The organism is Serratia sp. CoH_134_PS_4, assembly GCF_058190535.1.
In genome coordinates this window covers 91,527-112,528 of the sequence record NZ_JBXWKI010000015.1, presented here as the reverse complement: position 1 = coordinate 112,528, position 21,002 = coordinate 91,527, and the positions used below count along the sequence as shown (strand labels likewise).

23 protein-coding genes are annotated in these 21,002 nt (G+C 53.6%); 19 read left to right on the top strand and 4 right to left on the bottom strand.

The genetic code is table 11. The annotated features are described in order from the left end of the window. Window positions 1–263: 263 nt before the first annotated feature. On the bottom strand, window positions 264–653 hold the full coding sequence (locus AC2FCQ_RS20585) for a hypothetical protein (protein ID WP_209636891.1): 390 nt from the start codon (window positions 651–653) through the stop codon (window positions 264–266). Between the two features lie 297 nt (window positions 654–950). Here AC2FCQ_RS20585 and AC2FCQ_RS20580 point away from each other — a divergent pair, with 297 nt between their 5' ends. The 17 genes from AC2FCQ_RS20580 (at window position 951) to dkgB (ending at window position 15,422) form a co-directional block, all read left to right on the top strand. After that, window positions 951–1,655: a beta-ketoacyl synthase chain length factor gene (locus tag AC2FCQ_RS20580; RefSeq protein WP_490308911.1), complete on the top strand. Its 705-nt coding sequence runs from the start codon at window positions 951–953 to the stop codon at window positions 1,653–1,655. Continuing rightward, window positions 1,655–2,473 (top strand): lysophospholipid acyltransferase family protein, encoded by an 819-nt coding sequence (locus tag AC2FCQ_RS20575; protein ID WP_490308912.1) that lies wholly within the window; start codon window positions 1,655–1,657, stop codon window positions 2,471–2,473. Before AC2FCQ_RS20580 ends, AC2FCQ_RS20575 begins: the two co-directional genes overlap by 1 nt. Before the next feature lie 4 nt (window positions 2,474–2,477). Then, on the top strand, window positions 2,478–2,738 hold the full coding sequence (locus AC2FCQ_RS20570; protein WP_037426925.1) for a phosphopantetheine-binding protein: 261 nt from the start codon (window positions 2,478–2,480) through the stop codon (window positions 2,736–2,738). A 9-nt stretch (window positions 2,739–2,747) separates the two neighbouring features. Then, complete coding sequence (locus AC2FCQ_RS20565) at window positions 2,748–2,999, top strand: acyl carrier protein (RefSeq protein WP_265554857.1); 252 nt, start codon at window positions 2,748–2,750, stop codon at window positions 2,997–2,999. Between the two features lie 15 nt (window positions 3,000–3,014). Beyond that, on the top strand, window positions 3,015–3,599 hold the full coding sequence (locus AC2FCQ_RS20560) for a COG4648 family protein (protein ID WP_490308913.1): 585 nt from the start codon (window positions 3,015–3,017) through the stop codon (window positions 3,597–3,599). A gap of 8 nt (window positions 3,600–3,607) precedes the next feature. After that, complete coding sequence (locus AC2FCQ_RS20555) at window positions 3,608–4,939, top strand: AMP-binding protein (RefSeq protein ID WP_490308914.1); 1,332 nt, start codon at window positions 3,608–3,610, stop codon at window positions 4,937–4,939. Further along, on the top strand, window positions 4,936–5,280 hold the full coding sequence (locus AC2FCQ_RS20550; RefSeq protein ID WP_265554850.1) for a 3-hydroxyacyl-ACP dehydratase FabZ family protein: 345 nt from the start codon (window positions 4,936–4,938) through the stop codon (window positions 5,278–5,280). Before AC2FCQ_RS20555 ends, AC2FCQ_RS20550 begins: the two co-directional genes overlap by 4 nt. Beyond that, the gene (locus tag AC2FCQ_RS20545) at window positions 5,271–6,989 is read left to right on the top strand and encodes a glycosyltransferase family 2 protein (protein WP_490308915.1); all 1,719 of its coding nucleotides are present in this window, start codon (window positions 5,271–5,273) and stop codon (window positions 6,987–6,989) included. The genes AC2FCQ_RS20550 and AC2FCQ_RS20545 overlap by 10 nt, the downstream gene beginning before the upstream one ends. Continuing rightward, a complete protein-coding gene (locus AC2FCQ_RS20540) occupies window positions 6,986–7,414 on the top strand; it encodes an acyl-CoA thioesterase (protein ID WP_209636877.1) in 429 nt (142 codons plus the stop codon). The genes AC2FCQ_RS20545 and AC2FCQ_RS20540 overlap by 4 nt, the downstream gene beginning before the upstream one ends. Beyond that, complete coding sequence (locus AC2FCQ_RS20535) at window positions 7,411–8,016, top strand: LolA family protein (protein ID WP_209636875.1); 606 nt, start codon at window positions 7,411–7,413, stop codon at window positions 8,014–8,016. The genes AC2FCQ_RS20540 and AC2FCQ_RS20535 overlap by 4 nt, the downstream gene beginning before the upstream one ends. Beyond that, entirely contained in the window at window positions 8,006–10,312 is a 2,307-nt protein-coding gene (locus AC2FCQ_RS20530) for an MMPL family transporter (protein ID WP_490308917.1), read from the top strand. Before AC2FCQ_RS20535 ends, AC2FCQ_RS20530 begins: the two co-directional genes overlap by 11 nt. Beyond that, the gene (locus AC2FCQ_RS20525; protein ID WP_490308918.1) at window positions 10,312–10,884 is read left to right on the top strand and encodes a DUF3261 domain-containing protein; all 573 of its coding nucleotides are present in this window, start codon (window positions 10,312–10,314) and stop codon (window positions 10,882–10,884) included. The genes AC2FCQ_RS20530 and AC2FCQ_RS20525 overlap by 1 nt, the downstream gene beginning before the upstream one ends. Then, window positions 10,884–12,053 (top strand): beta-ketoacyl-[acyl-carrier-protein] synthase family protein, encoded by a 1,170-nt coding sequence (locus AC2FCQ_RS20520; protein WP_490308919.1) that lies wholly within the window; start codon window positions 10,884–10,886, stop codon window positions 12,051–12,053. Before AC2FCQ_RS20525 ends, AC2FCQ_RS20520 begins: the two co-directional genes overlap by 1 nt. Beyond that, a complete protein-coding gene (locus AC2FCQ_RS20515; protein ID WP_209636867.1) occupies window positions 12,050–12,523 on the top strand; it encodes a hotdog family protein in 474 nt (157 codons plus the stop codon). The genes AC2FCQ_RS20520 and AC2FCQ_RS20515 overlap by 4 nt, the downstream gene beginning before the upstream one ends. Further along, window positions 12,520–13,251, top strand: coding sequence for a 3-ketoacyl-ACP reductase FabG2 (locus AC2FCQ_RS20510; protein WP_490308920.1), 732 nt, complete (start codon window positions 12,520–12,522; stop codon window positions 13,249–13,251). The genes AC2FCQ_RS20515 and AC2FCQ_RS20510 overlap by 4 nt, the downstream gene beginning before the upstream one ends. After that, a complete protein-coding gene (locus AC2FCQ_RS20505; RefSeq protein ID WP_490308921.1) occupies window positions 13,248–14,477 on the top strand; it encodes a beta-ketoacyl-ACP synthase in 1,230 nt (409 codons plus the stop codon). The genes AC2FCQ_RS20510 and AC2FCQ_RS20505 overlap by 4 nt, the downstream gene beginning before the upstream one ends. A 141-nt stretch (window positions 14,478–14,618) precedes the next feature. Beyond that, entirely contained in the window at window positions 14,619–15,422 is an 804-nt protein-coding gene (gene dkgB / locus AC2FCQ_RS20500) for a 2,5-didehydrogluconate reductase DkgB (RefSeq protein ID WP_209636861.1), read from the top strand. Between the two features lie 42 nt (window positions 15,423–15,464). Here the strand turns inward: dkgB and yafC are convergent, their stop codons facing one another. Beyond that, complete coding sequence (gene yafC / locus AC2FCQ_RS20495; protein ID WP_209636859.1) at window positions 15,465–16,352, bottom strand: DNA-binding transcriptional regulator YafC; 888 nt, start codon at window positions 16,350–16,352, stop codon at window positions 15,465–15,467. 105 nt (window positions 16,353–16,457) lie between these two features. On the opposite strand from yafC, the gene AC2FCQ_RS20490 reads away from it, so the two are divergent. Continuing rightward, window positions 16,458–17,633, top strand: coding sequence for an MFS transporter (locus AC2FCQ_RS20490; protein WP_404760248.1), 1,176 nt, complete (start codon window positions 16,458–16,460; stop codon window positions 17,631–17,633). Between the two features lie 234 nt (window positions 17,634–17,867). Beyond that, window positions 17,868–18,662, top strand: coding sequence for an endonuclease/exonuclease/phosphatase family protein (locus AC2FCQ_RS20485; protein ID WP_073963495.1), 795 nt, complete (start codon window positions 17,868–17,870; stop codon window positions 18,660–18,662). Between the two features lie 64 nt (window positions 18,663–18,726). Here AC2FCQ_RS20485 and mltD read toward each other — a convergent pair whose 3' ends face one another. Together mltD and gloB are read right to left on the bottom strand one after the other, a co-directional pair. Further along, window positions 18,727–20,115, bottom strand: coding sequence for a murein transglycosylase D (gene mltD / locus AC2FCQ_RS20480; protein WP_209636928.1), 1,389 nt, complete (start codon window positions 20,113–20,115; stop codon window positions 18,727–18,729). A gap of 71 nt (window positions 20,116–20,186) precedes the next feature. Continuing rightward, window positions 20,187–20,942 (bottom strand): hydroxyacylglutathione hydrolase, encoded by a 756-nt coding sequence (gene gloB, locus AC2FCQ_RS20475; RefSeq protein WP_209636926.1) that lies wholly within the window; start codon window positions 20,940–20,942, stop codon window positions 20,187–20,189. Window positions 20,943–21,002 lie beyond the last annotated feature (60 nt).

The following is a 21,002-nucleotide window of genomic DNA, read 5'->3' as shown; positions in this document are numbered from 1 at the left end:
AGCGGTAGTTCAGTTGGTTAGAATACCTGCCTGTCACGCAGGGGGTCGCGGGTTCGAGCCCCGTCCGTTCCGCCACTAATTGATAAGCCCTGAGTCTATGACTCAGGGCTTTTTCATATGCAAAATCCAAAGAAACATAATATTTCTGCGTGATTTATGTGGTGAAACCCTGTTTTTATAAAGATTTATCTAAATAAATGCCGATATAAAGAACACTATGCCCGGCAGTATTATCTCTGCCGGGTTAATGCTTCTTATTATTGTTATTTAATATTCTGGCGCGCCAATTCTAACTGTATATCTTTATCAAGATTGGCTACCCAGCGGTTATAGTTTGGATGAATCTTTCCATCTTTGGCATCCATATTACTGCTGCCCAGATACTTAATCTGATAACTATTTGTATTGTAAGTGATACGGATGTTAGCACTGTGCCCGCGTAACAGGATTTTGCCATCTATCACGCCATCACTCGTCGGATTCAGCATCCAGTTGCGATTCAGCCCGGCAGCGAGAATGGCCTGGCGCACTTGTGCTTCAGTGTGACTCCCTACAACATTCTGATTGATGTTTTTTACCGGTGCAGTGCCTGCACACCCACTGACCAGAACTGCGGCGAATACGCCAGTTAAAATGAGCTTTAATGGTTTCATACTCTTTTCCATGAGCGGTCGTAAATAAGAAATGTATTAGCCATACACGAAGAGCGCGGTATGGTTTCCCCTCATTAAGATACCTCTATAGATTCTTTTCGACAAATATTGCTGCTTTTCATCGTGATAATTCTCTTTTTACTCAAGTCTCACTGCGGTATGTCGATAAGTATTCCTAATCTTTTAATTGGATATTCCGTGCAAAAATAGGAATTTTGGGAATGCAATCTGAGGTCAGATATAATAAATTTACCCACGCAATTTCTTTGACCGGTAATACCCTTATATGGCGGCGACATGAATATACTCAGTTGGTGGGCAATGGCTCCCGATCGTGGAACGCGTGAAGCTTGGCGTCAATGGGCTGCAGACAACTCATTTGCTACTGAATCACAGGGTGTATTACCCGGTTGTTCACATATTCCCATGATGTCGCTACGTCGAATGAGTGTCGGAACGCGTTTGGCAGTAGAGAGTGGACTCATCTTACTGAATGACTTCCAGGCGGATATGGCGATCTTTACCAGCCGCCATGGTGAGTTAGCGCGGACACACAAAATTCTCCAACATCTGCATCAAGAACAGCCGTTATCGCCAACGGATTTTGCCATGTCGGTGCACAACACGGCTGCCGGTTGGTTAACGATTATGGCGAAGAATATCTTGCCAACGACATCATTGGCCGCCGGTGAAGACAGCTTTCAGCAGGGCATGATAGAGGCCCAGGCCGTATTGGCGACGGGTAGCGCGGAGCGGGTGCTATTAATTGATTTTGACGGTGTTGTGCCGGAAGTTTACCGGCCTTTTACTCCCGCGAATTCCTACCCTTATGCTGTCGCGTTGCTGTTGGAAAGCGGTGGTTCACTGCATTGCAACGCCGTAGACGACGGGCCGACGGGCTGTCAGGAACCACAAAGCCTGTCGTTCTTGCGCGGTTGGTTGCGCACTGATGATGCATTCACTGTTCCGGGCCCGCGGCACGGCTGGTCGTGGGGGCGCTGATGGCAACGACGATATCTGCGGGAAATGTGCCCGAACAATCGTCCTGGGTTAATCGCTGTTGGCGGGTAGTGGCCACCGGCTTTTGCTTTTCTCTTTTCGGTCTGGGCGGCCTGCTGCTATCAGGCGTTTGGTTTAACCTGATGCGTCTGGTGGTGCGCGATCCTGCGCGTCGTAGCCGGCTGACACAAAACGCGATCCGGCATAGTTTCCGCTTTTTTCTGGCAACGACGCGTTTTTTCGGTGTACTGGATTACCATTTCGACAACGTTGAACGCTTAAGTGAGGACAGTGGCTGTTTGGTTATCGCCAATCATCCCAGCCTGCTGGATTATGTGTTGCTGGCTTCACAGATGCCGCGCTGCGACTGTATCGTCAAGGAAGCATTACTGAGTAACGTGTTTGTCAGTGGTGTGATCAAAGCTGCGGGCTATCTGGCCAACGCGCAGTCGGATATTTTGTTGGAACAGTGCCGCCAACGTCTGGCCAGCGGTGGAACTATCCTGATCTTTCCTGAAGGGACACGCACGACGCCGGGCAAGGGGCTGACCCTGCAACGTGGGGCAGCCAATATTGCGCTACGTAGCCAGTGTGATATCCGCGTGGTGCATATCCACTGCCAGCCACCTATGCTGACGAAAGAGGGCAAATGGTATAAGATCCCGCCGATAAAACCGCAGTTCCGCATCACCGTTCAGGACAAGATCGACGCTCGCGCATTTATACATGCGAATGACGTTTCTCCCGCCCTCGCGGCAAGAAGATTAACCCAGCATTTAACTGACGCTTTACAGTCAGATTCTATAAATAATGAGAAATAGCGTAATGAATTTATTGAGCTCTGAAATCAAGCAATTGATCATTGATACGCTCAATCTTGAAGGTATGACACCGGAGGAGATTGACGCCGAGGCGCCGCTGTTTGGTGATGGACTGGGCTTGGACTCCATTGACGCCTTGGAGCTGGGCTTAGCACTAAAGAACCGTTATGGCGTGGTGCTGTCGGCTGAAAGCCAAGATATGCGGCAACATTTTTATTCCGTGGAAACGCTGGCGAAGTTTGTTTCTGCACAGCGTAGCAAATAAGGGGTTTTCATGGATAAGCAAGAAATTTACCTGCAAATTCAGGCATTACTGGTCAAGTTGTTCGAGTTGGATGCCGATGACATCAAACCCGAGTCTCGGCTGTACGAAGAATTAGAGCTAGACAGTATTGATGCAGTGGATCTCGTGGTGCACCTGCAGAAAACAACCGGTAAGAAGATCAAACCTGAAATGTTCAAGTCGGTACGTACTGTGCAAGACGTGGTTGATGCCATCGATGCGTTGCTGAAGTCAGACAGCTAAGGCCAGGGCGTGAAGGTGAAGACTGTTCCTTGGCTAAATGGGGTGTTACGGCTGCTGCAGGCTGCGACCTGGCTAGTGCTGCTGCTTTACCCGCTGGCGGTCTGGGTGGGTTTATCACGCTGGGGAACCACTGTCTTGGCGCCGTTATTGGTGACGTTCTTTACCCTTCGTCTGTTCGTACTGCGCGGTAAACTGCGTCAGCAAATGTGGCTGGGCAAAGCGTTAGCCATCGTTGGCATTCTACTGGCGCTTGTCAGCTGGGCGCTGAAACAGAACCATTGGTTGTTGTATTACCCCGTACTGGTCAACGCATTACTGTTGATACTGTTTGTATACTCCCTGTTTGTACCACCCACGGTGGTTGAGCGGCTGGCCCGAATGACAGAGCCGCAGTTGGACTGCGCCGGCATTATTTATACGCGGCGGGTGACTCAGGTGTGGTGTGGCTTTTTTATTGTTAACGGTGCAATAGCGCTGGCAACCTGTTTGTCCGGTGATATTGCACTTTGGACGCTGTATAACGGCGGCATCAGCTATCTGCTGATGGGAGCATTAATGGGTATTGAATGGATAGTCAGGAAAAGGGTCAGGCACATCTAAGTTTGCCAATGAGCCAATGGCTTAGTTCGGCACGCGACGATAGGGTGCTTATCGCCTGGCGTGGCGACAAAGCATTATGTCTTGGCCAATTTCGCCGTGACGTTGCGGCGTTGACCGAAAAACTGCTGGGCAGGGAAGAGCGCCGCTGGGCGCTGTGTTTTGATGATAGCTATCGCTTTGCTGTCGCGTTGCTGGCGTCTTTGTATGCTGGCAAGGTGCCCGTGATTTTTGGTCACCAGCGTGAGGCTATCCTCAAAGAGCAGCGAACGGATTTCGATGCGTTATTGACCGATCTTGCTCTTAATCCCGGCGTACCCATTTTGGCTGTATCCGAGGGCGCTGGTGCAGATATAGGCTTACCTGCCTGGCCTCGGGATCCTCGCTTTATCCTTTATACTTCCGGATCGACCGGCCAGCCGCAAGCGGTGAATAAATCTGTAAGCTGCATGGACCGAGAAAGCGAGCTTTTGGCCGCAACGTGGGGCGATACTTTCCAGGGATGTCGCGTCGTTGCCTCGGTCTCTCACCAACATATGTATGGCCTGAGCTTTCGGGTGTTCCTGCCGCTGGCTTTGGGCCTGCCCTTTGATGCGCAGCTGACGCAATACCATGAACAGTTGATTGCTCAGCACAAGGGGCAACGTTTAGTGTTCGTCAGCAGTCCCGCGTGGCTTAAACGATTAGATAACCGGTTGGCTATTGCAGAGTGCGTTGATGTTATTTCCGCAGGTGGTCCGCTATCCTGCGCGGAAGCAATGCAGTCTAAGCAAGCGCTGGGCGTATTGCCGTTGGAAATTTATGGCACGACGGAAACGGGTACGTTGGCCTGGCGCAGGCAAGATCGTGAAGAGACATTGTGGCAGCCGTTTGCGGATGTAAGGTTAACGGTAAACTCAGATGGCAGTGTTCAGGCTATGTCCCCATTAATACCCGATACCGGTGAACTGGTGCTGAGCGATATTATTCAGCTTGCGCCAGATGGCCGGCAATTTCAGTTAAAGGGGCGTGCTGACCGTATTATCAAGCTGGAAGAGAAACGCCTGTCGCTAACCGAAGTCGAGCAACGCCTCATTTCTCTGCCGGAGATCGCCGATGCTGCGGTGATAACGCAACAGCGAAGGGGGCGCACTGTATTGGCGGCGGTGATTGTACTGTCTGCGTATGGTGAAACGCGCCGGCATGCCTTGTCTGAAGGGGGATTTACCCGTGCGTTGCATCAGGCATTACGGTGTTGGCTAGAGCCGGTGGCCCTGCCACGCAGTTGGCGTATTATCGACGCCATTCCGCTTAACCCACAAGGTAAACGCGCCTATGCCGAACTACAGGAGCTATTTTTATGATGCAACCTGAGGTGCTGCAACAACAGGTGAGTGATGCAACGCATGCCAGCCTGCAGCTGCGTTTACCTGCCGGGCTGTTTTGGTTTCGGGGTCATTTTCCAGAACATCCGATCTTGCCTGGGGTCACGCAGTTGAACTGGGTTATGCAGTATGCCCGGCAGTTGCTGGCTATTGAGGCCGAGTTCAAGGGGATCGAGGTGATCAAGTTTCAACAACCCTTGCTACCTGAACAAACAGTGACGTTACAGCTTGAATGGCAACCCGCGCGGCAGAAGCTGTTGTTTAGTTACCGCGTGGGTGAGGCGACGGCCAGCAGCGGCAAGATCTCATTATGTCAGTGAGCGCACCCTTCTCTCCCTGCATTATTATCCCTTGCTTTAATCATGGGCAGATGATGCCAGCAGTGCTGGCTGCGCTGGCAGGCTATGGCTTGCCATGCCTGGTTGTCGATGATGGTAGTGATCCCGCGACCGAGCAGGAGTTACAGCGGTTGGCTGCTGGGCTGCCATGGGTCATGTTACTGCGGCTGGAGCAAAATCAAGGCAAAGGCGCGGCAGTAATCGCCGGTTTGCAGTTGGCACAACGGCAGGGTTACAGCCATGCTTTACAGGTGGACGCCGACGGTCAGCATCAACTGAGCGATATCCCGGCAATGATAGCCGAAGCGCAAAGGTACCCAGACTGTCTGATCTCCGGTCGGCCTGTGTATGACAGCTCAGTGCCGAAAGCGCGTTTGTATGGCCGCTATATCACCCATGTTTGGGTGTGGATCGAAACCCTGTCACTGTCATTGAAAGACAGCATGTGCGGTTTTCGTGTCTATCCGGTGGCGTCGACGCTGGCGTTGACGACACGCCAACCGCTTGGCAAACGCATGGATTTTGATACCGAAGTGATGGTCAGGCTATATTGGCAGGGGGTCGCAAGCCGTTTTCTACCCACGCGTGTGACCTATCCTGCCGACGGCGTTTCCCACTTCGATGCGCTGCGCGATAATTTGCGCATATCCTGGATGCATACCCGTTTGTTTTTCGGCATGTTGCCGCGTATTCCCCGCTTGTTGCGCCAGCGGCGTCGGTTGGCAGCCCCAGAACATTGGTCGGCGACGCAAGAGCGTCAGGGCCTGTGGGGCATTCGGCTGATGTTGCGGGTGTACCGTCTGTTCGGCCGCCGGGCTTTTCAACTACTGCTGTATCCGGTGATCGGCTATTTCTGGCTGACTGGCCGTACTCAGCGGGAGGCATCGCGAGACTATCTGCAGCGCCTGCAGCTGTTTGCCCAGGGGCGGCAGCAGCCGTTGCCCGGGCCACTCGACAGCTTCCGTCATTTTATGCGCTTTGGTGATGCGATGCTTAATAAGCTGGCAAGTTGGCAAGGCGAGCTGAGCGATATCAAGTTGGTGAATCCTTCTCTGTGCGAACATCAAATTGCCAGCGGCAAGGGAACCTTAATTCTGGCCTCGCACTTGGGAGATATTGAATCCTGTCGGGCGCTGGGGGAGTTGGGTTCCGGCGTGACGGTCAATGCGCTGGTGTTTACGGAACACGCCGAGCGTTTCAATCAGTTGATGAAAGAGGTTAATCCCCGCGCCAATGTGAATTTGATTTCTGTGACGTCGTTGGGACCAGAAACGGCGATGCGCTTGCAGGATAAACTGGATGCCGGTGAATGGGTGGCGATCGTGGGCGATCGTACTTCCGCGGGCAAATTCCAGCGCGGTGAGCAGCCGCGTGTCGTGTGGAGCCGTTTCCTCGGTCACCCTGCACCGTTTCCGCAGGGCCCATTCATTCTGGCAGCCGCGTTGCGCTGCCCGGTATTTCTGATGTTCGGCCTCAAGCAGCAGGGGCATCTTAACGTCTATTTTGAACCCTTTGCCGATCCGCTAATTTTACCCCGTCAACAGCGCCAGCAGGCGTTGCAAAAGGCGGTGGACCAGTATGCCGCGCGGCTGGAACATTATTGTCTGCTGGCACCGCTCGACTGGTTTAATTTTTTCGATTTCTGGCAGTTGACGTCGCAACCGTCATCGCAACAGAGGCCTGAGACATGAAGCTAAAAGACGATCCGCGTTTTTCCGTTAAGGTTGAGATCACCATTCCTTTCCATGATACCGATGCCATGGGGGTGGTCTGGCATGGTAACTACTTCCGCTATTTTGAAATCGCCCGTGAGGCTTTGCTGAAACAGTTTAACTATGGCTACCGGCAAATGCAGGCATCGGGCTATGTTTGGCCGATCGTCGACACACGAGTGAAATATATTGCTCCAGTGCTGTTTGAACAGAAAATTAGTGTCTGTGCCGAGCTGGAGGAATATGAAAATCGCCTGCGTATTGGCTACCGCATCCTTGATGCACATAGCGGTCAGTTAACCACTCGCGGTCATACCATTCAGGTGGCAGTAGAGATTGCCAGCAAAGAGATGTGTTTCGTTTCGCCGCAGGTGCTATTGGATAACATCGAGGAGGCGCAATGAAATTCTGGGTGCTAACTATCGCTGCCTTTTTTAGCTTGAGCGTGCAGGCGGTAACGCTGCCGGAGCTGCAACAGCGCTTTAGTCAACAGCCGGTACTGCGTGCCGAGTTCGAACAGCAACGCAGCATTAGCGGCATGGCAAAGCCCTTGAAGTCCAGTGGTGAGCTTTTGATTTCTCAGCAAAAAGGGCTGTGGTGGGCGCAGCAGAAACCCTTCCCGTTGACCCTGCTGTTGGACGATAAACGTATGGTACAAACCCTGGCAGGCCAGCCACCGCAGGTGGTCACGGCGGAAAACAACCCGCAGATGTTTCAGTTCAACCATCTGCTGACCGCACTGTTTCACGCTGACAGCCAGGCACTGGAACAAAACTTTGCTTTGCAATTCAGCGATCTTGGGCACAACCAATGGCGGTTGGTACTGACACCGAAAACCACGCCGCTCGATAAGTTGTTCAAGCGCATTACTCTCAATGGTGAGCAATTCCTGGAAACCATTGATATTGATGATATGCAAAGTGACGCCACACATATCCGTTTCTTTAACCAGAAAACGGCACCCCAGACACTGACGGCTGCGGAGCAACAGCGTTTTGCGTCCTGACTTGCACCGACGGTTAGCCTTGGGTTGGTTGGCGATTTGTCTGCTCTTGCTTGCAGCGCTGTGCTGGCTGTTACCGCGTAGCCAGATTAACAGTAGCGTCTTGGCGTTATTACCCAAGCAGCAATTGGTGGGGGTGCCGGATGAACTGGCTGATGGTTTCAGTCGCCGGCTCGATCGGCAACTGATGTGGTTGGTGAGCCCACCGCCAGGCGCGGATAGCGCGGCGGTGAAGTGGTGGTGGCAGCAATTACGGCAGATGCCCGAACTGCAGCAGGTTGGCGGGCCAATGGATGCGCAACGCCAACAGCAGTGGGGGCGATTTTTCTACCAGCACCGTAACGTGTTGTTGGACGATGCTACCCGGCAACGGCTTCAGCAGGGGCCGGATGCGCAAAGCCAGTGGATCCTCGGGCAACTCTATTCAGCTTTCGCCGGCGTCAGCGGTAAAGAACTGGCTAACGATCCGCTGATGCTGGTACGTGCCTCGCAATTGGCGCAGCAGCAAAACGGGGGGTTGTTGAGCCTGTCCGACGGCTGGCTGGTGGCGCGCGACGCACAAGGCCGCAGTTGGTATCTGCTGCATGCGGAGTTAAGTGCATCTTCTTATGACATCACCAGTGCTCGGCGAACGGTGGATAAACTGGCCGCGTTGCAGCAACAACTGCAACAACGCTGGCCGGGCACAGAGGTGTTGAATCGCGGCACGCTGTTTTACAGCAACTACGCCAGCCAACAGGCCGAACGGGATATTTCCACCATTGGCCTGGCGTCGGTCGTGGGCGTGTTTTTATTGGTGTTGTTGATGTTCCGATCGCCGTTGCCGCTGTTATTGTGTGCGCTGTCCGTGAGCATTGGCGCATTGGCGGGTACTGTCGCTACGCTGCTGGCGTTTGGAGAAATACATGTGATGACGCTGGTGCTAAGCATCAGCATTGTCGGCATTTCGGCGGATTACACGCTCTATTTCCTGACTGAACGAAGGGTACATGGCCAGCAATCGACGCCATTAGCCAGTTTGCAGAAACTGTTGCCCGCCTTGTCGATGGCGTTAGTGACCACCGTGGTTGCCTACCTGGCGCTGTTGATTGCGCCATTTCCGGGTTTACAGCAATTGGCGGTGTTTGCCGCTGCAGGGCTGAGCGCCGCCTGTATCACGGTGATATGTTGGTACCCACGGTTATCGCGTCGGTTGCCTGTGCGCCCGGCGCCGGGATTAACGCTGATTTTGCGCTGGTTACATGCCTGGCGTCATCGGCCAGCACTGCGTTATGGGTTGCCCGGAGCAGTGCTGTTGCTGGTGATAGTCGGCTTCAGCCAATTGAAGGTGGACGACGATATTGGGCAATTACAGGCGTTGCCAATGGCGCTGCAGCAGCAGGAACAACGTATCGCCGCTCTAACGGGGCAACATAACGATCAGAAATGGCTGGTGGTCTACGGCACTAATGCCGAACAGTTGCTACAGCGAATGGAGCTGTTGCAGCCCATGCTGGCACAGGCTAAACGGCAAGGCATACTGGCGGATTATCGGTTGTTACCTTTACCTTCACTTCAGCGTCAGCAGCAGAATGCTGCCTTGCTGCAACGGGTTGTACCCCAAGTGATGGCGCAGTTACAGCAGGCGGATCTGGCGCTGAACGCCCCGGACTTGACGCCTGAATGGGTAACACCGGAACAATGGATGGGCAGCGTGGTCAGCGAGGGCTGGCGGTTGCTGTGGTTGACGCTACCTGATGGCCGCAGCGCGGCGTTGGTGCCTGTCAACGGCGTGCAAAACAGTGCGGCGATGCAGGCATTGGCCGAGCAAGTGCCGGGCACCGGATGGATCGATCGTAAAACCGAATTCAGTGAGCTCTTTGGGCAATACCGGTTGTATCTCTCGTATTTGCTGATGTTGTCAGTGGCGGTGATTGCGCTTATCTATCTGTGGCGTTTTGGTGTGCGCCATGGCCTGCGCTGTATGGTGCCAACGCTGTTGTCACTGGGTAGCGGTATTGCGGTGTTGGCATTGAGTGGCCATACGTTGAATTTGTTCTCGTTATTGGCACTGGTGCTGGTACTGGGGATTGGCATTAACTATACGCTGTTCTTTACGAATCCCCGTGGTACGCCGACCACCTCAATGTTCGCCATCTTTATGGCGGTATTCACCACTCAACTGACCTTCGGCATGTTAGTGCTGAGTCATACACAGGCCATCAGCAGTTTTGGTATCGTATTGAGCAGCGGAATCGCCGTAGCATTTCTGTTGGCGCCGTTGACGTTAGCAACAAAAAGAAAAAGAGGAAAAGCCTGATGCACGGCTTACGAATGATGTTGTTAATGCTGGTCGCCGTGCTGGCCGGCTGTGCCAGCCCGCAGGATCAGACCCTGCCACAAGCCTGGCTGAAGCCCGGAACCCGGGTAACATTACCCGCGCCGACGCTGGCCCAACCGTTCAATCAGCAACAGTTACTGACCGCCAACGTAAAAGGGCAGCAGCATTCGATGCTGGTATTACTCAATGCTGACGGCCAGCGCCTGCAACTGGTGGGTATGTCACCGCTCGGCATTCGCCTGTTCAACCTGACCTATGATCATCAGGGGATCCGCACCGAACAGTTGATCAACGTGGGTGAGCTGCCGCCAGCCAGCCAGGTGCTAGCCGACATTATGCTGAGTTATTGGCCGGTAGCCGATTGGCAGCCCTTGTTGCCCGCGGGATGGCGCTTAGAGGATCAACCCCAGATGCGTCGCCTGTATGATGATCGCGGGGTGATCGTCAGTGAAATTCGTTACCAGCAAGCAGATGGGCGGCGTGAACCCGTTTCTATTGCGCAATCCGCCTTCCACTATCGCATCACCATTCAAAACCTGGGGAGCGAATAATGATCTACTTCTCCGCCGTAGGCATGGTGAATGCACTGGGTAATAGCCTGCCGCAGATTGCAGAAAATCTGGCGCGTGGCGTGTCGCCAGGCATGCAACCGCAAACGCAGTGGCTCATCGGCGGCGCTCCCTCCTGGTTTGGCAATGTGCAGGGGGAGTTACCCACCATTCCCGAGTCACTCAAACGGCATAATTCACGCAACAACCGCCTGCTGCTGGCGGCGCTGGCGCAGATTGATGCGCCGGTGCGAGAGGCTATCGCCCGTTACGGTGCGGAGCGTGTCGCGGTGATTATGGGCACCAGTACTTCGGGGATCCGCGAGGGTGAGCTGGCGTTACAGCAGTACCATGCAGGGCAATGGCCGCAGGGTTATGATTATCAGCAGCAGGAATTGGGCGATCCGGGCCAGTTCCTCAGTGCTTTCCTCGGTACCCGTGGCCCGGCATATACCCTATCTACCGCCTGTTCCTCGAGTGCTCGCGCCATCATCAGCGGCAAGCGCCTGATTGAGGCAGGGCTGGTGGATGCGGCGATTGTCGGCGGTGCTGACAGTTTGTGCCAAATGCCAATCAATGGTTTCAACAGCCTGGAGTCACTGTCCGCTGAACGTTGCACACCCTTCGCGACCGGGCGTAGCGGCATTAATATTGGCGAGGCGGCGGCATTGATGTTGTTAACGCGGGAAGCGGCACCCGTAGCGCTGCTGGGCGTCGGCGAATCTTCGGATGCCTGGCATATGTCGGCGCCGCACCCGTCGGGTGACGGTGCCGAACGGGCTATCCAAATGGCACTGCGGCAGGCAGGTTTGGGCGTCGAGCAGGTTGGCTATATTAATTTGCATGGTACCGCCACGCGGCTGAACGATCAGGTTGAAGCTCAGGTGGTGAATCGCCTGTTTGGTTCTCAGACCCCCTGCAGTTCCACCAAACATCTCACGGGCCACACGTTGGGCGCTGCCGGTGCCGTAGAGGCTGCGTTGAGTTGGTTACTGCTGACCGAACAGCTGCCGTTACCACAGCAGGATTTCAGCGTTGTGCCACGCGATGCTGAACTCCCAACCATAGGTCTGGTTTGCCAGCCGCAGTCGTTGGGGCCACGTACGATCTTGTCCAATTCCTTTGCCTTCGGTGGCAATAACGCTTGTCTGCTGTTGGGAGATGCGCCGTGAATCGGTATCACAACGCCGAATACTACTTGCCTCACGCTTCTCCTATGGTGCTGTTGGAGCGGGTACTGGAAGTGGGGGAAGAACATGCGCGATGCGCAGTAATGGTTAGCGGTGACGGCGTGCTGGCCCCTTTCCTTGACGCGCAAGGGGCGTTGCCTGGCTGGTATGGCATTGAGCTGATGGCGCAGGCGATTGGCGTATGGAGTGGTTGGCATGGTCGCCAGCGCGCTCAGCCGCCCCAGCTTGGTATGCTGCTTGGCGGACGCGCAATTCACTGCGAACTGTCGTCTTTTCCCGCCGGTAGCGAACTGTTGGTGAGCGTGCATCAGTTGTTGAAAGATGAAAAGTTAGCCAGCTTTGAATGCGAGATCAGTATCAATAATGTGCAAATAGCACAGGGCAGGTTGAACACCTATCAGCCTGATCAACAAGAAATTATTCAATTGACGACCTTAAGGGGAGACGCATGATGCGTTCCGTTTTAGTCACCGGCGCCAGCAAAGGAATCGGCCAGGCTATTGCCTGCCGCTTGGCTGCGGATGGCTTTTTGATAGTAGTTCACTACCACAGCGATAAGAACGGGGCAGAGCACACGCTGCAGCAGATTGTCAGTGCTGGCGGGCAAGGGCGGTTGATTCAGTTTGATATTAGCAACCGTATTGAGTGCCGTGAGCGGCTTGAGCAGGATATTGACACCCACGGCGCTTATTATGGTGTGGTGAACAATGCGAGTATCACTCGCGACGGCGCTTTCCCGGCATTAAGTGAAGACGACTGGGATGGTGTGATCCATACCAACCTCGATAGCTTCTACAACGTGCTGCACCCTTGTGTCATGCCGATGATTGGCTTGCGCAAAGGGGGGCGGATTGTCGCGTTGTCTTCGGTCTCGGGTGTCATGGGAAATCGTGGACAGGTCAACTACAGTGCAGCCAAGGCCGGTGTGATAGGCGCTTGCAAGGCGTTGGCGATTGAATTGGCAAAGCGCAAAATTACGGTTAACTGCATTGCACCTGGCCTGATTGACACAGGGATGATCGACATGGAGCCTGCAGCGTTGGATGACGCAATGCGCGCTATTCCGCTCAAGCGCATGGGATCTGCGGAAGAGGTGGCGGGGCTAGCCAGCTACCTGATGTCGGATATTGCCGGTTATGTGACGCGGCAAGTCATTTCCATTAATGGAGGAATGGTATGACGCAGCGCGTAGTCGTTACCGGTATGGCGGGCATCACCGCCTTTGGCAATAATTGGGCGGACGTGTCCAGCCGCCTGAAGCAGGGCAAGAATGCCGTGCGTTACATGGCACAATGGGAAGAGTATCAAGGGCTGAACACTCACCTCGGTGCTCCGGTCGAGGATTTCGCGTTGCCGGAGCACTATACCCGCAAGCGTATCCGTTCGATGGGACGCGTTTCATTGCTGGCGACTCGGGCGACGGAATTGGCGCTGGAGCAAGCGGGGCTACTGGGTGAGGCTGTATTGACCAACGGCGAGACCGGCATCGCCTATGGTTCCTCAACCGGCAGTACCAAGCCAGTCAGCGAGTTCGCCACCATGTTGACCGAAAAGCACACCGGCAATATTACCGGCACCACCTATGTGCAGATGATGCCTCACACTGCGGCGGTCAATACAGGCCTGTTCTTCGGCTTGCGGGGGCGAGTGATCCCGACCTCCAGCGCCTGTACGTCGGGCAGCCAGGCGATTGGTTACGCCTACGAGAGTATCCGTCACGGCTATCAAACGGTGATGGTGGCAGGAGGCGCCGAAGAGCTATGTCCTTCGGAGGCAGCGGTGTTCGACACGTTGTTTGCCACCAGCCAGCAAAACGATCACCCTGCGCTTTCACCGCGCCCGTTTGATCGTCAACGTGACGGTTTGGTCATTGGTGAAGGCGCGGGAACCCTGATCCTGGAATCGTTGGAACACGCGCTGGCGCGTGGTGCCACCATTTACGGTGAAATTATCAGCTTTGCGACCAACTGTGATGCGGCACATATTACCCAGCCTCAGCAGGAAACCATGCAAGTTTGCATGCAACAGGCGCTGAAAGCGTCTGGGTTGGCAACCCGCGATATTGGGTATATCAGCGCTCACGGAACGGCAACAGACCGTGGCGATATCGCTGAAAGTCAGGCAACGGCGGCCATTTTCGGTGACCGTACGCCGATCTCTTCATTAAAGAGTTATTTTGGCCATACGCTGGGCGCGTGTGGCGCGCTGGAGGCCTGGATGGCGCTGGAGATGATGCGTGAGGGCAGCTTTGCACCGACGATTAACCTCAGTGAGCCGGACAGCGCCTGTGGCGAACTGGATTACATCATGGGTGACTATCGCCAGATTGATACGGAGTTTGTCCAATCGAACAACTTCGCATTTGGTGGCATCAATACCTCGTTAATTCTGCGTCGCTGGGCATAACGCTTCATTGCCGGGGGGATCACCCCGGCAATTGTTGCTGTTTAATCAAAAGTCTTATGCGCAATAGGGCGTTTTTGATCAACAAAACAGTTGCCATAATCCTCTCATATCGTTTCAACATCCTAATGAGAGAATAAAATTATGAGCATCCCTGCATTTGGTTTAGGTACCTTTCGTCTTCAGGATCAGGTCGTGATCGACTCGGTCACTCGCGCACTTGAGCTGGGGTACCGCGTTATCGATACTGCGCAGATCTACGAAAACGAAGCGGCGGTAGGCCAGGCGATTGCCGCCAGCGGTGTTCCGCGTGACGAGCTGTTCATCACCACCAAGATCTGGATCGCCAATCTGGCTAAGGGCAAGCTGATCCCAAGCCTGCAAGAAAGCCTGACAAAGCTGCAAACGTCCTATGTTGATTTAACCTTAATCCACTGGCCTTCGCCGAATGATGAGGTCTCTGTCGCAGAGTTTATGGCTGAGTTAGCCGAGGCCAAAGCGCTGGGCCTGACGCGCCAGATTGGTGTGTCCAACTTCACTCTGGATCTGATGCAGCAGGCGATTGACGCCGTGGGGAGCGATCAGATCGCCACAAATCAGATTGAGCTTTCACCTTACCTGCAGAACCGCAAAGTGGTGGCGTTTGCCCAACAGCATGGCATTGCTATTACTTCCTACATGACGCTGGCATATGGCAAAGCATTGCAGGATGAGACAATCAAGGCGATCGCGGCACGCCGCAATGCTACCCCGGCACAGGTCATTCTGGCTTGGGCGCTACAGCAGGGGTACGCGGTGATTCCTTCATCAACCAAACGTGAAAACCTGGCGAGCAACCTGCTGGCGCAACAGTTGACGCTGACTGCCGAGGACATGGCGGAGATCGCCACGTTGGAAAATAATGGCCGTTTGGTCAGCCCGGAAGGCTTGGCACCGAACTGGGATTGATTTAACACCATACGCATCAAGGCGCCCTAATGGGCGCCTTTTTTATTGCGCCAGACGCTCACTGATAAAATCGATAAAGCTGCGCAGGCGGTTGCTGACGGCGCTGTCGCTGTAATACACCGCATTGATCGGCATCGCGACCGGCAGGGTCTCTTTCACCAGGATTGGCACCAGATCGCCGCGTTTGATATCGGCATGAGTCATAAAGTCCGACAGGCAGGCAATGCCGTTACCGTGCAGGATCAGATGGCGCTGGGTTTCACCGCTGTTGGTGGTCAGACTCGGCGTAATTTCTAGCTGTCGACCGTCGGCGCAAGCGAGCGGCCAGCGGTTCAGGCTGGGCAGGTCGTTAAAACCTATGCAGCAGTGCTGCGCCAGATCCTCTACGGATTTTGGCGTGCCGTGTTGCGCTAAATAGGCAGGGGAGGCCAGTATGTGCCGATAGCTGGTCATCAGTTTACGTGCTTTCAGGCTGGAGTCGGTCAATTCGCCGACGCGAATAGCAATATCTACCTTACGTTCTATCAGATTGATAAAGTTTTCTGAGGACACCAGCGACAAGGACATTTCCGGGTAGAGCGCCCGAAACTCAGCCACCAACGGCGTTAATACGTGTAACACCACCGGTGTTGCGGCATCAACGCGCAGTAACCCTTGAGGGCGCTGGCGGCTTTCCATTAAGGCGTTTTCTGCCGCAGCCATATCACTCAGTACCTTCTGCACCTGGCGGAAATAGTTTTCCCCTTCCTGCGTCAGGCTGATCTGGCGCGTAGTGCGATTGAGCAACGTGACGCCCAGCTTGGTCTCCAGCTTCTTGACCGTACGACTGACGACCGAGTTAGCTTGGTCCAGCCGCTCCGCCGCTCGGCTGAAACTGCCGCTTTCAACCACGGTAACGAAGGTGATGAGCTCATCCGAGTTCGCTTTCACTATTGCTCCTTTGGCAAAATTAATTTGATATTTTGAGCATTTTTATCATTTAAGCACGGGCCGATAATAGCCGTCATCAACTGGAACGCTATTTGGAGTAAAAAGATGCCTCTCGCATTACTTGCATTGACCATCAGTGCCTTTGCTATCGGCACGACGGAGTTCGTGATTGTTGGGTTAATCCCGACGATTGCAGAACAACTTGGGGTGACAGTCCCTTCTGCCGGACTGTTAGTGACTATTTACGCTATCGGTGTGGCCATTGGTGCGCCGGTCCTGACGGCATTAACGGGTCGGGTTCCGCGCAAGCTGTTGCTGATCAGCCTGATGGTGTTGTTTACCTTGGGTAACTTATTGGCCTGGCAGTCACCAAGCTATGAGTCGCTGGTGGTGGCACGTCTGCTGACGGGGCTGGCTCATGGGGTGTTTTTCTCCATTGGTTCCACTATTGCCACCAGCCTGGTGGCGAAAGAGAAAGCGGCGTCGGCGATTGCCATCATGTTTGGTGGCCTGACTGTCGCGCTGGTGACCGGGGTGCCGTTGGGGACTTTTATCGGCCAGCACTTCGGTTGGCGTGAAACCTTCCTGGCGGTGTCGTTTATCGGTGTGATTGCGACCATCGCCAGCATTATTCTGGTGCCAAACACGATTAAAAATCAGGCCAGTGCCAGTATTGGTGAGCAGTTTAAAGTACTGACCCATCCGCGCCTGCTGCTGATTTACGCGATTACTGCATTGGGTTACGGCGGTGTGTTCACAACCTTTACCTTCCTGGCGCCAATGATGCAGGAACTGGCGGGCTTTTCCGCACCGGCGGTCAGTTGGATCCTGCTGGCCTACGGTATTGCAGTGGCGATGGGTAATATTTGGGGGGGCAAACTGGCGGATCGACACGGGGCGGTGCGCGCACTCAGCTTTATTTTTGCCGCACTGGCCGCGTTGCTGTTGGTGTTTCAGTTCACCGCTAGCCACAGCGTTGCTGCGTTGATGACGGTGATCGTGATGGGCGTATTTGCCTTTGGTAACGTTCCAGGCCTACAGGTGTATGTCGTGCAGAAGGCAGAGCAGTACACGCCAAATGCCGTAGATGTTGCTTCCGGTCTGAATATCGCGGCCTTTAACGTGGGTATTGCACTGGGTTCGGTGATTGGCGGCCAAACAGTCGCAAGCCTGGGATTGGCGCAAACGCCGTGGATTGGTGCGCTGATTGTGTTGGCGGCACTGTTACTGGTTGGCATTAGCGGACGCTTGGATAAGAAATACCGGCAGAAACTGGCCTAATCTCCCTTTCCATGGCCCGCATTTTGCGGGCCTTTTTGCATTTATGCGCCACCGTCACCAACCTTTACACACATATACTGTCAGAAGATTGAATTCCCCGCCTTACGCCCCTATAACTGAAAAGGGTATGCCCCGTAAAAGCCATGCCGTCATGTCAGGGCAGGCGTATAATCGAATTATTGTTGGCGGGAATGTCACCGCCAGTTTCATCCTAATGGGAAATAGGCGAATAGCGTGCCGAAACGAACTTATGCAATGAGGTATGTTGCAGGCCAGCCAGTTGAGCGAATTTTCCCTGGCGCCATTAATCAACCGCTGCCACCCGGGGCTGCATTGCCCACATCTGGTGCGTTACGGGTGATGGTGTGGAATATCTTTAAACAGCAACGGGCAGATTGGCTTTCGGTGCTGAAAAGTTATGGTAAGGATGCGCAACTGGTATTGTTGCAGGAAGCGCAAACGACGCCTGAACTGGTGAGTTTTGCCACCTCAAATTATCTGGCTGCCGATCAGGTTCCTGCTTTTGTGTTGCCACAGCACCCGTCCGGCGTAATGACGCTGGCGGCGGCGCATCCGGTCTATTGTTGCCCGTTGCGCGAGCGTGAACCCCTGCTGCGATTAGCCAAGTCGGCGTTGATCACCGTCTATCCGTTATTTAATGGCCAGCTATTGATGGTCGTGAATATCCATGCGGTGAACTTCAGCCTGGGTGTGGACGTTTATAGCAAGCAGCTGGGGCCGATAGGTGAACAAATTGCCAATCATCATGGACCGGTCATCATGGCCGGTGATTTTAATGCCTGGAGCCGTAAACGTATTAATGCGCTGTACCAGTTTGCCAGTGATATGGCATTGCGTGAGGTGAGCTTCACGGATGATCACCGCCGTAAGGCCTTTGGGCGTCCGTTAGACTTTGTATTTTATCGCAATATGGGTGTGGCTGAGGCTTCGGTGCTGGTGACCAGTGCGTCGGATCATAACCCGCTGCTGGTGGAGTTTCATCCTGAAGCCGATAAACCGCACTGGTAGGGCAGGGCCCAATATTCAGACAATAAAAAAGCACCCCGAAGGGTGCTTTTTTTGTGCCGGAAATTTAGGTGTCCGGCGACGTTTTATCGCTGACAAACAAGGTCAATTTCAGACCTGGTTGCAGACTGTTGTTGGCTTTTGCAAGCGTTGAGTTCCAACGCATCACGTCGTTAATATCGACGCCGTGACGACGTGCAATACTGGCAAGCGAATCACCTTTACGAACCTGATAGGTGATACTGCTGTTATTGCCAGTGTTGCTGGCCACTTGCAGGGTTTGCCCAACTTTTAAGGTGCTCTTGGCACGTAAGTTGTTCCAACTCTGCAAATCGCTGGACTTGATGTTCAACCGTTTTGCAATGCCCGATACCGTGTCGCCGGAGCGCACTTTATACGAACTTCCGCCTGTCAAACCGCTGTTCTTTGCCAACTGGGTTGTTGGCTGAGTCACTGCGATTTGGCCGTCGGCCAACGAGTCTTTCAGCTGATCGGCATGGCCTTTGGGAACCATAATGTAATGGGGCCCGTTGGGTGCCGTAACGCCTTTTTTGTAGCCTGGGTTGTAAGCTTTCATCTTGGTAAGTGAAAGCCCAGCCATCTCAGCCGCCTGAGTTAACTGTATCTGCTGCCCAACATCAATACGCGCCAGTGCACGGGTGTTATCAGTCTTAGGTAGATTGATACCGTACTTCTTGCTGTTTTTAATGATGTCGCTCAGTGCCAGCATTTTCGGGACATAAATTGACGTTTCACGTGGAAGCGACAATGCCCAGAAATTGGTTGGCTTACCCTGGCGTTTATTCGCCTTAACCGCCTGCATGACACGGCCTTCACCACTGTTATAAGCGGCAATGGTCAGTAACCAGTCACCGTTAAACATGCGGTTCAAATACTGCATCATATCAAGCGCAGCGGTCGTCGAGGCTACAACATCGCGTCGCCCGTCATACCACTGATTGTTTTTCAAACCATAGTTCCGACCCGTTTGCGGCACGATTTGCCATAGCCCTGCGGCGTTGGCATTTGACGTGGCGTGTGGGTCAAAAGCGCTCTCCACTATGGGTAGCAGTACCAGTTCCATCGGCATATTACGTTTCTTAATCTGCCCGACTATCCAGTACATGTACGGCTCTGCCCGTAATGTTACATCGTGGAGATAGCTCTTACTTTTTAGGTACTTTCTTTTTTGATCACGGATCCGGGAATTTTCCGGAACCTCCATCTTCAGCTCGTCGCTAATGAAGTTCCACAGGTTCTGTTGCGCGGCACCACTATTGTTATCTAGCCACCGCGCCGAGCTCGCTCGACCATTCGCTGTGTACTCTCCTGCTTCACCATCTTGACCTGCCGAAGACAAACTCTGTGCATGCTGTTCTGGGGCCGGTGCGTCCTGCCTGGACGACTGGCACCCCACTAGCAAGACTGAGGCGAGAAATATCGCTTTAGCCTTCATGTGTGTGTCAATGTAGTTGCTTAAAAGACGAGCAATCATACTTTGCTTCGTCAAATAACACAACTAAAAGCTCAGAAGTTGTCTTTCCGCAGGCGTAATTCGGAAAAAACTGAATGAAGGTGTTGCGGTGGCGTATGAAAGCCTAATTTCCTTTGTAAATCAGCGTCATGACAGCGTAAAAATACGTTAATTTTACGCTCTAATTGTAGCGTGGTGGGCACGCTGGGTTGGCCTTTTGCCCGTAACGCAGTGACTTGTTGCTGATATGTTTCAATCTCTCGATCTTCCGGCAAAATAGCCCTCGCAAACTTAAGATTTGAAAGCGTATATTCATGCGCGCAACAAATTAAGGTGTTATCGGGAAGTTGCGCGAGTTGTTGAAATGAGTCGAACATTTGCTCGGCGGTCCCTTCGAACAGCCTGCCGCAGCCAGCAGAGAAAATAGTGTCTCCGCAGAACAGATAAGGGGCGCTATAGAATGCCACATGTCCCAATGTATGTCCGGGAACGGCGATTGTGGCGAATTTTAGGCCGTCTATTTCGATGGTTTCGCCGTCATGAACGACGTGGTTGGCGCCTTTGTCGGCCGTTTCCTGTGGGCCATAGACTTTCAGCTCAGGATAGCGCGCCGTGATTTGCGCTACGCCGCCAACGTGATCGTGATGATGATGGGTAAGCAGAATGGCGTCAGGTACCAGATGCAGGCGATCAAGCGCGTCGAGCACCGGTTGCGCTTCGCCGGGGTCGACAATAATGCAATGGCCTTTCTGGTTATCCAATAACCAAATGTAATTGTCCTGGAAGGCGGGAATGCTGATAAGATTCATGTAAGACCTCTTGTTGGTAACGGCTTGATTTACCCGTCGTCTTTCAAAACGCAGCGTTAT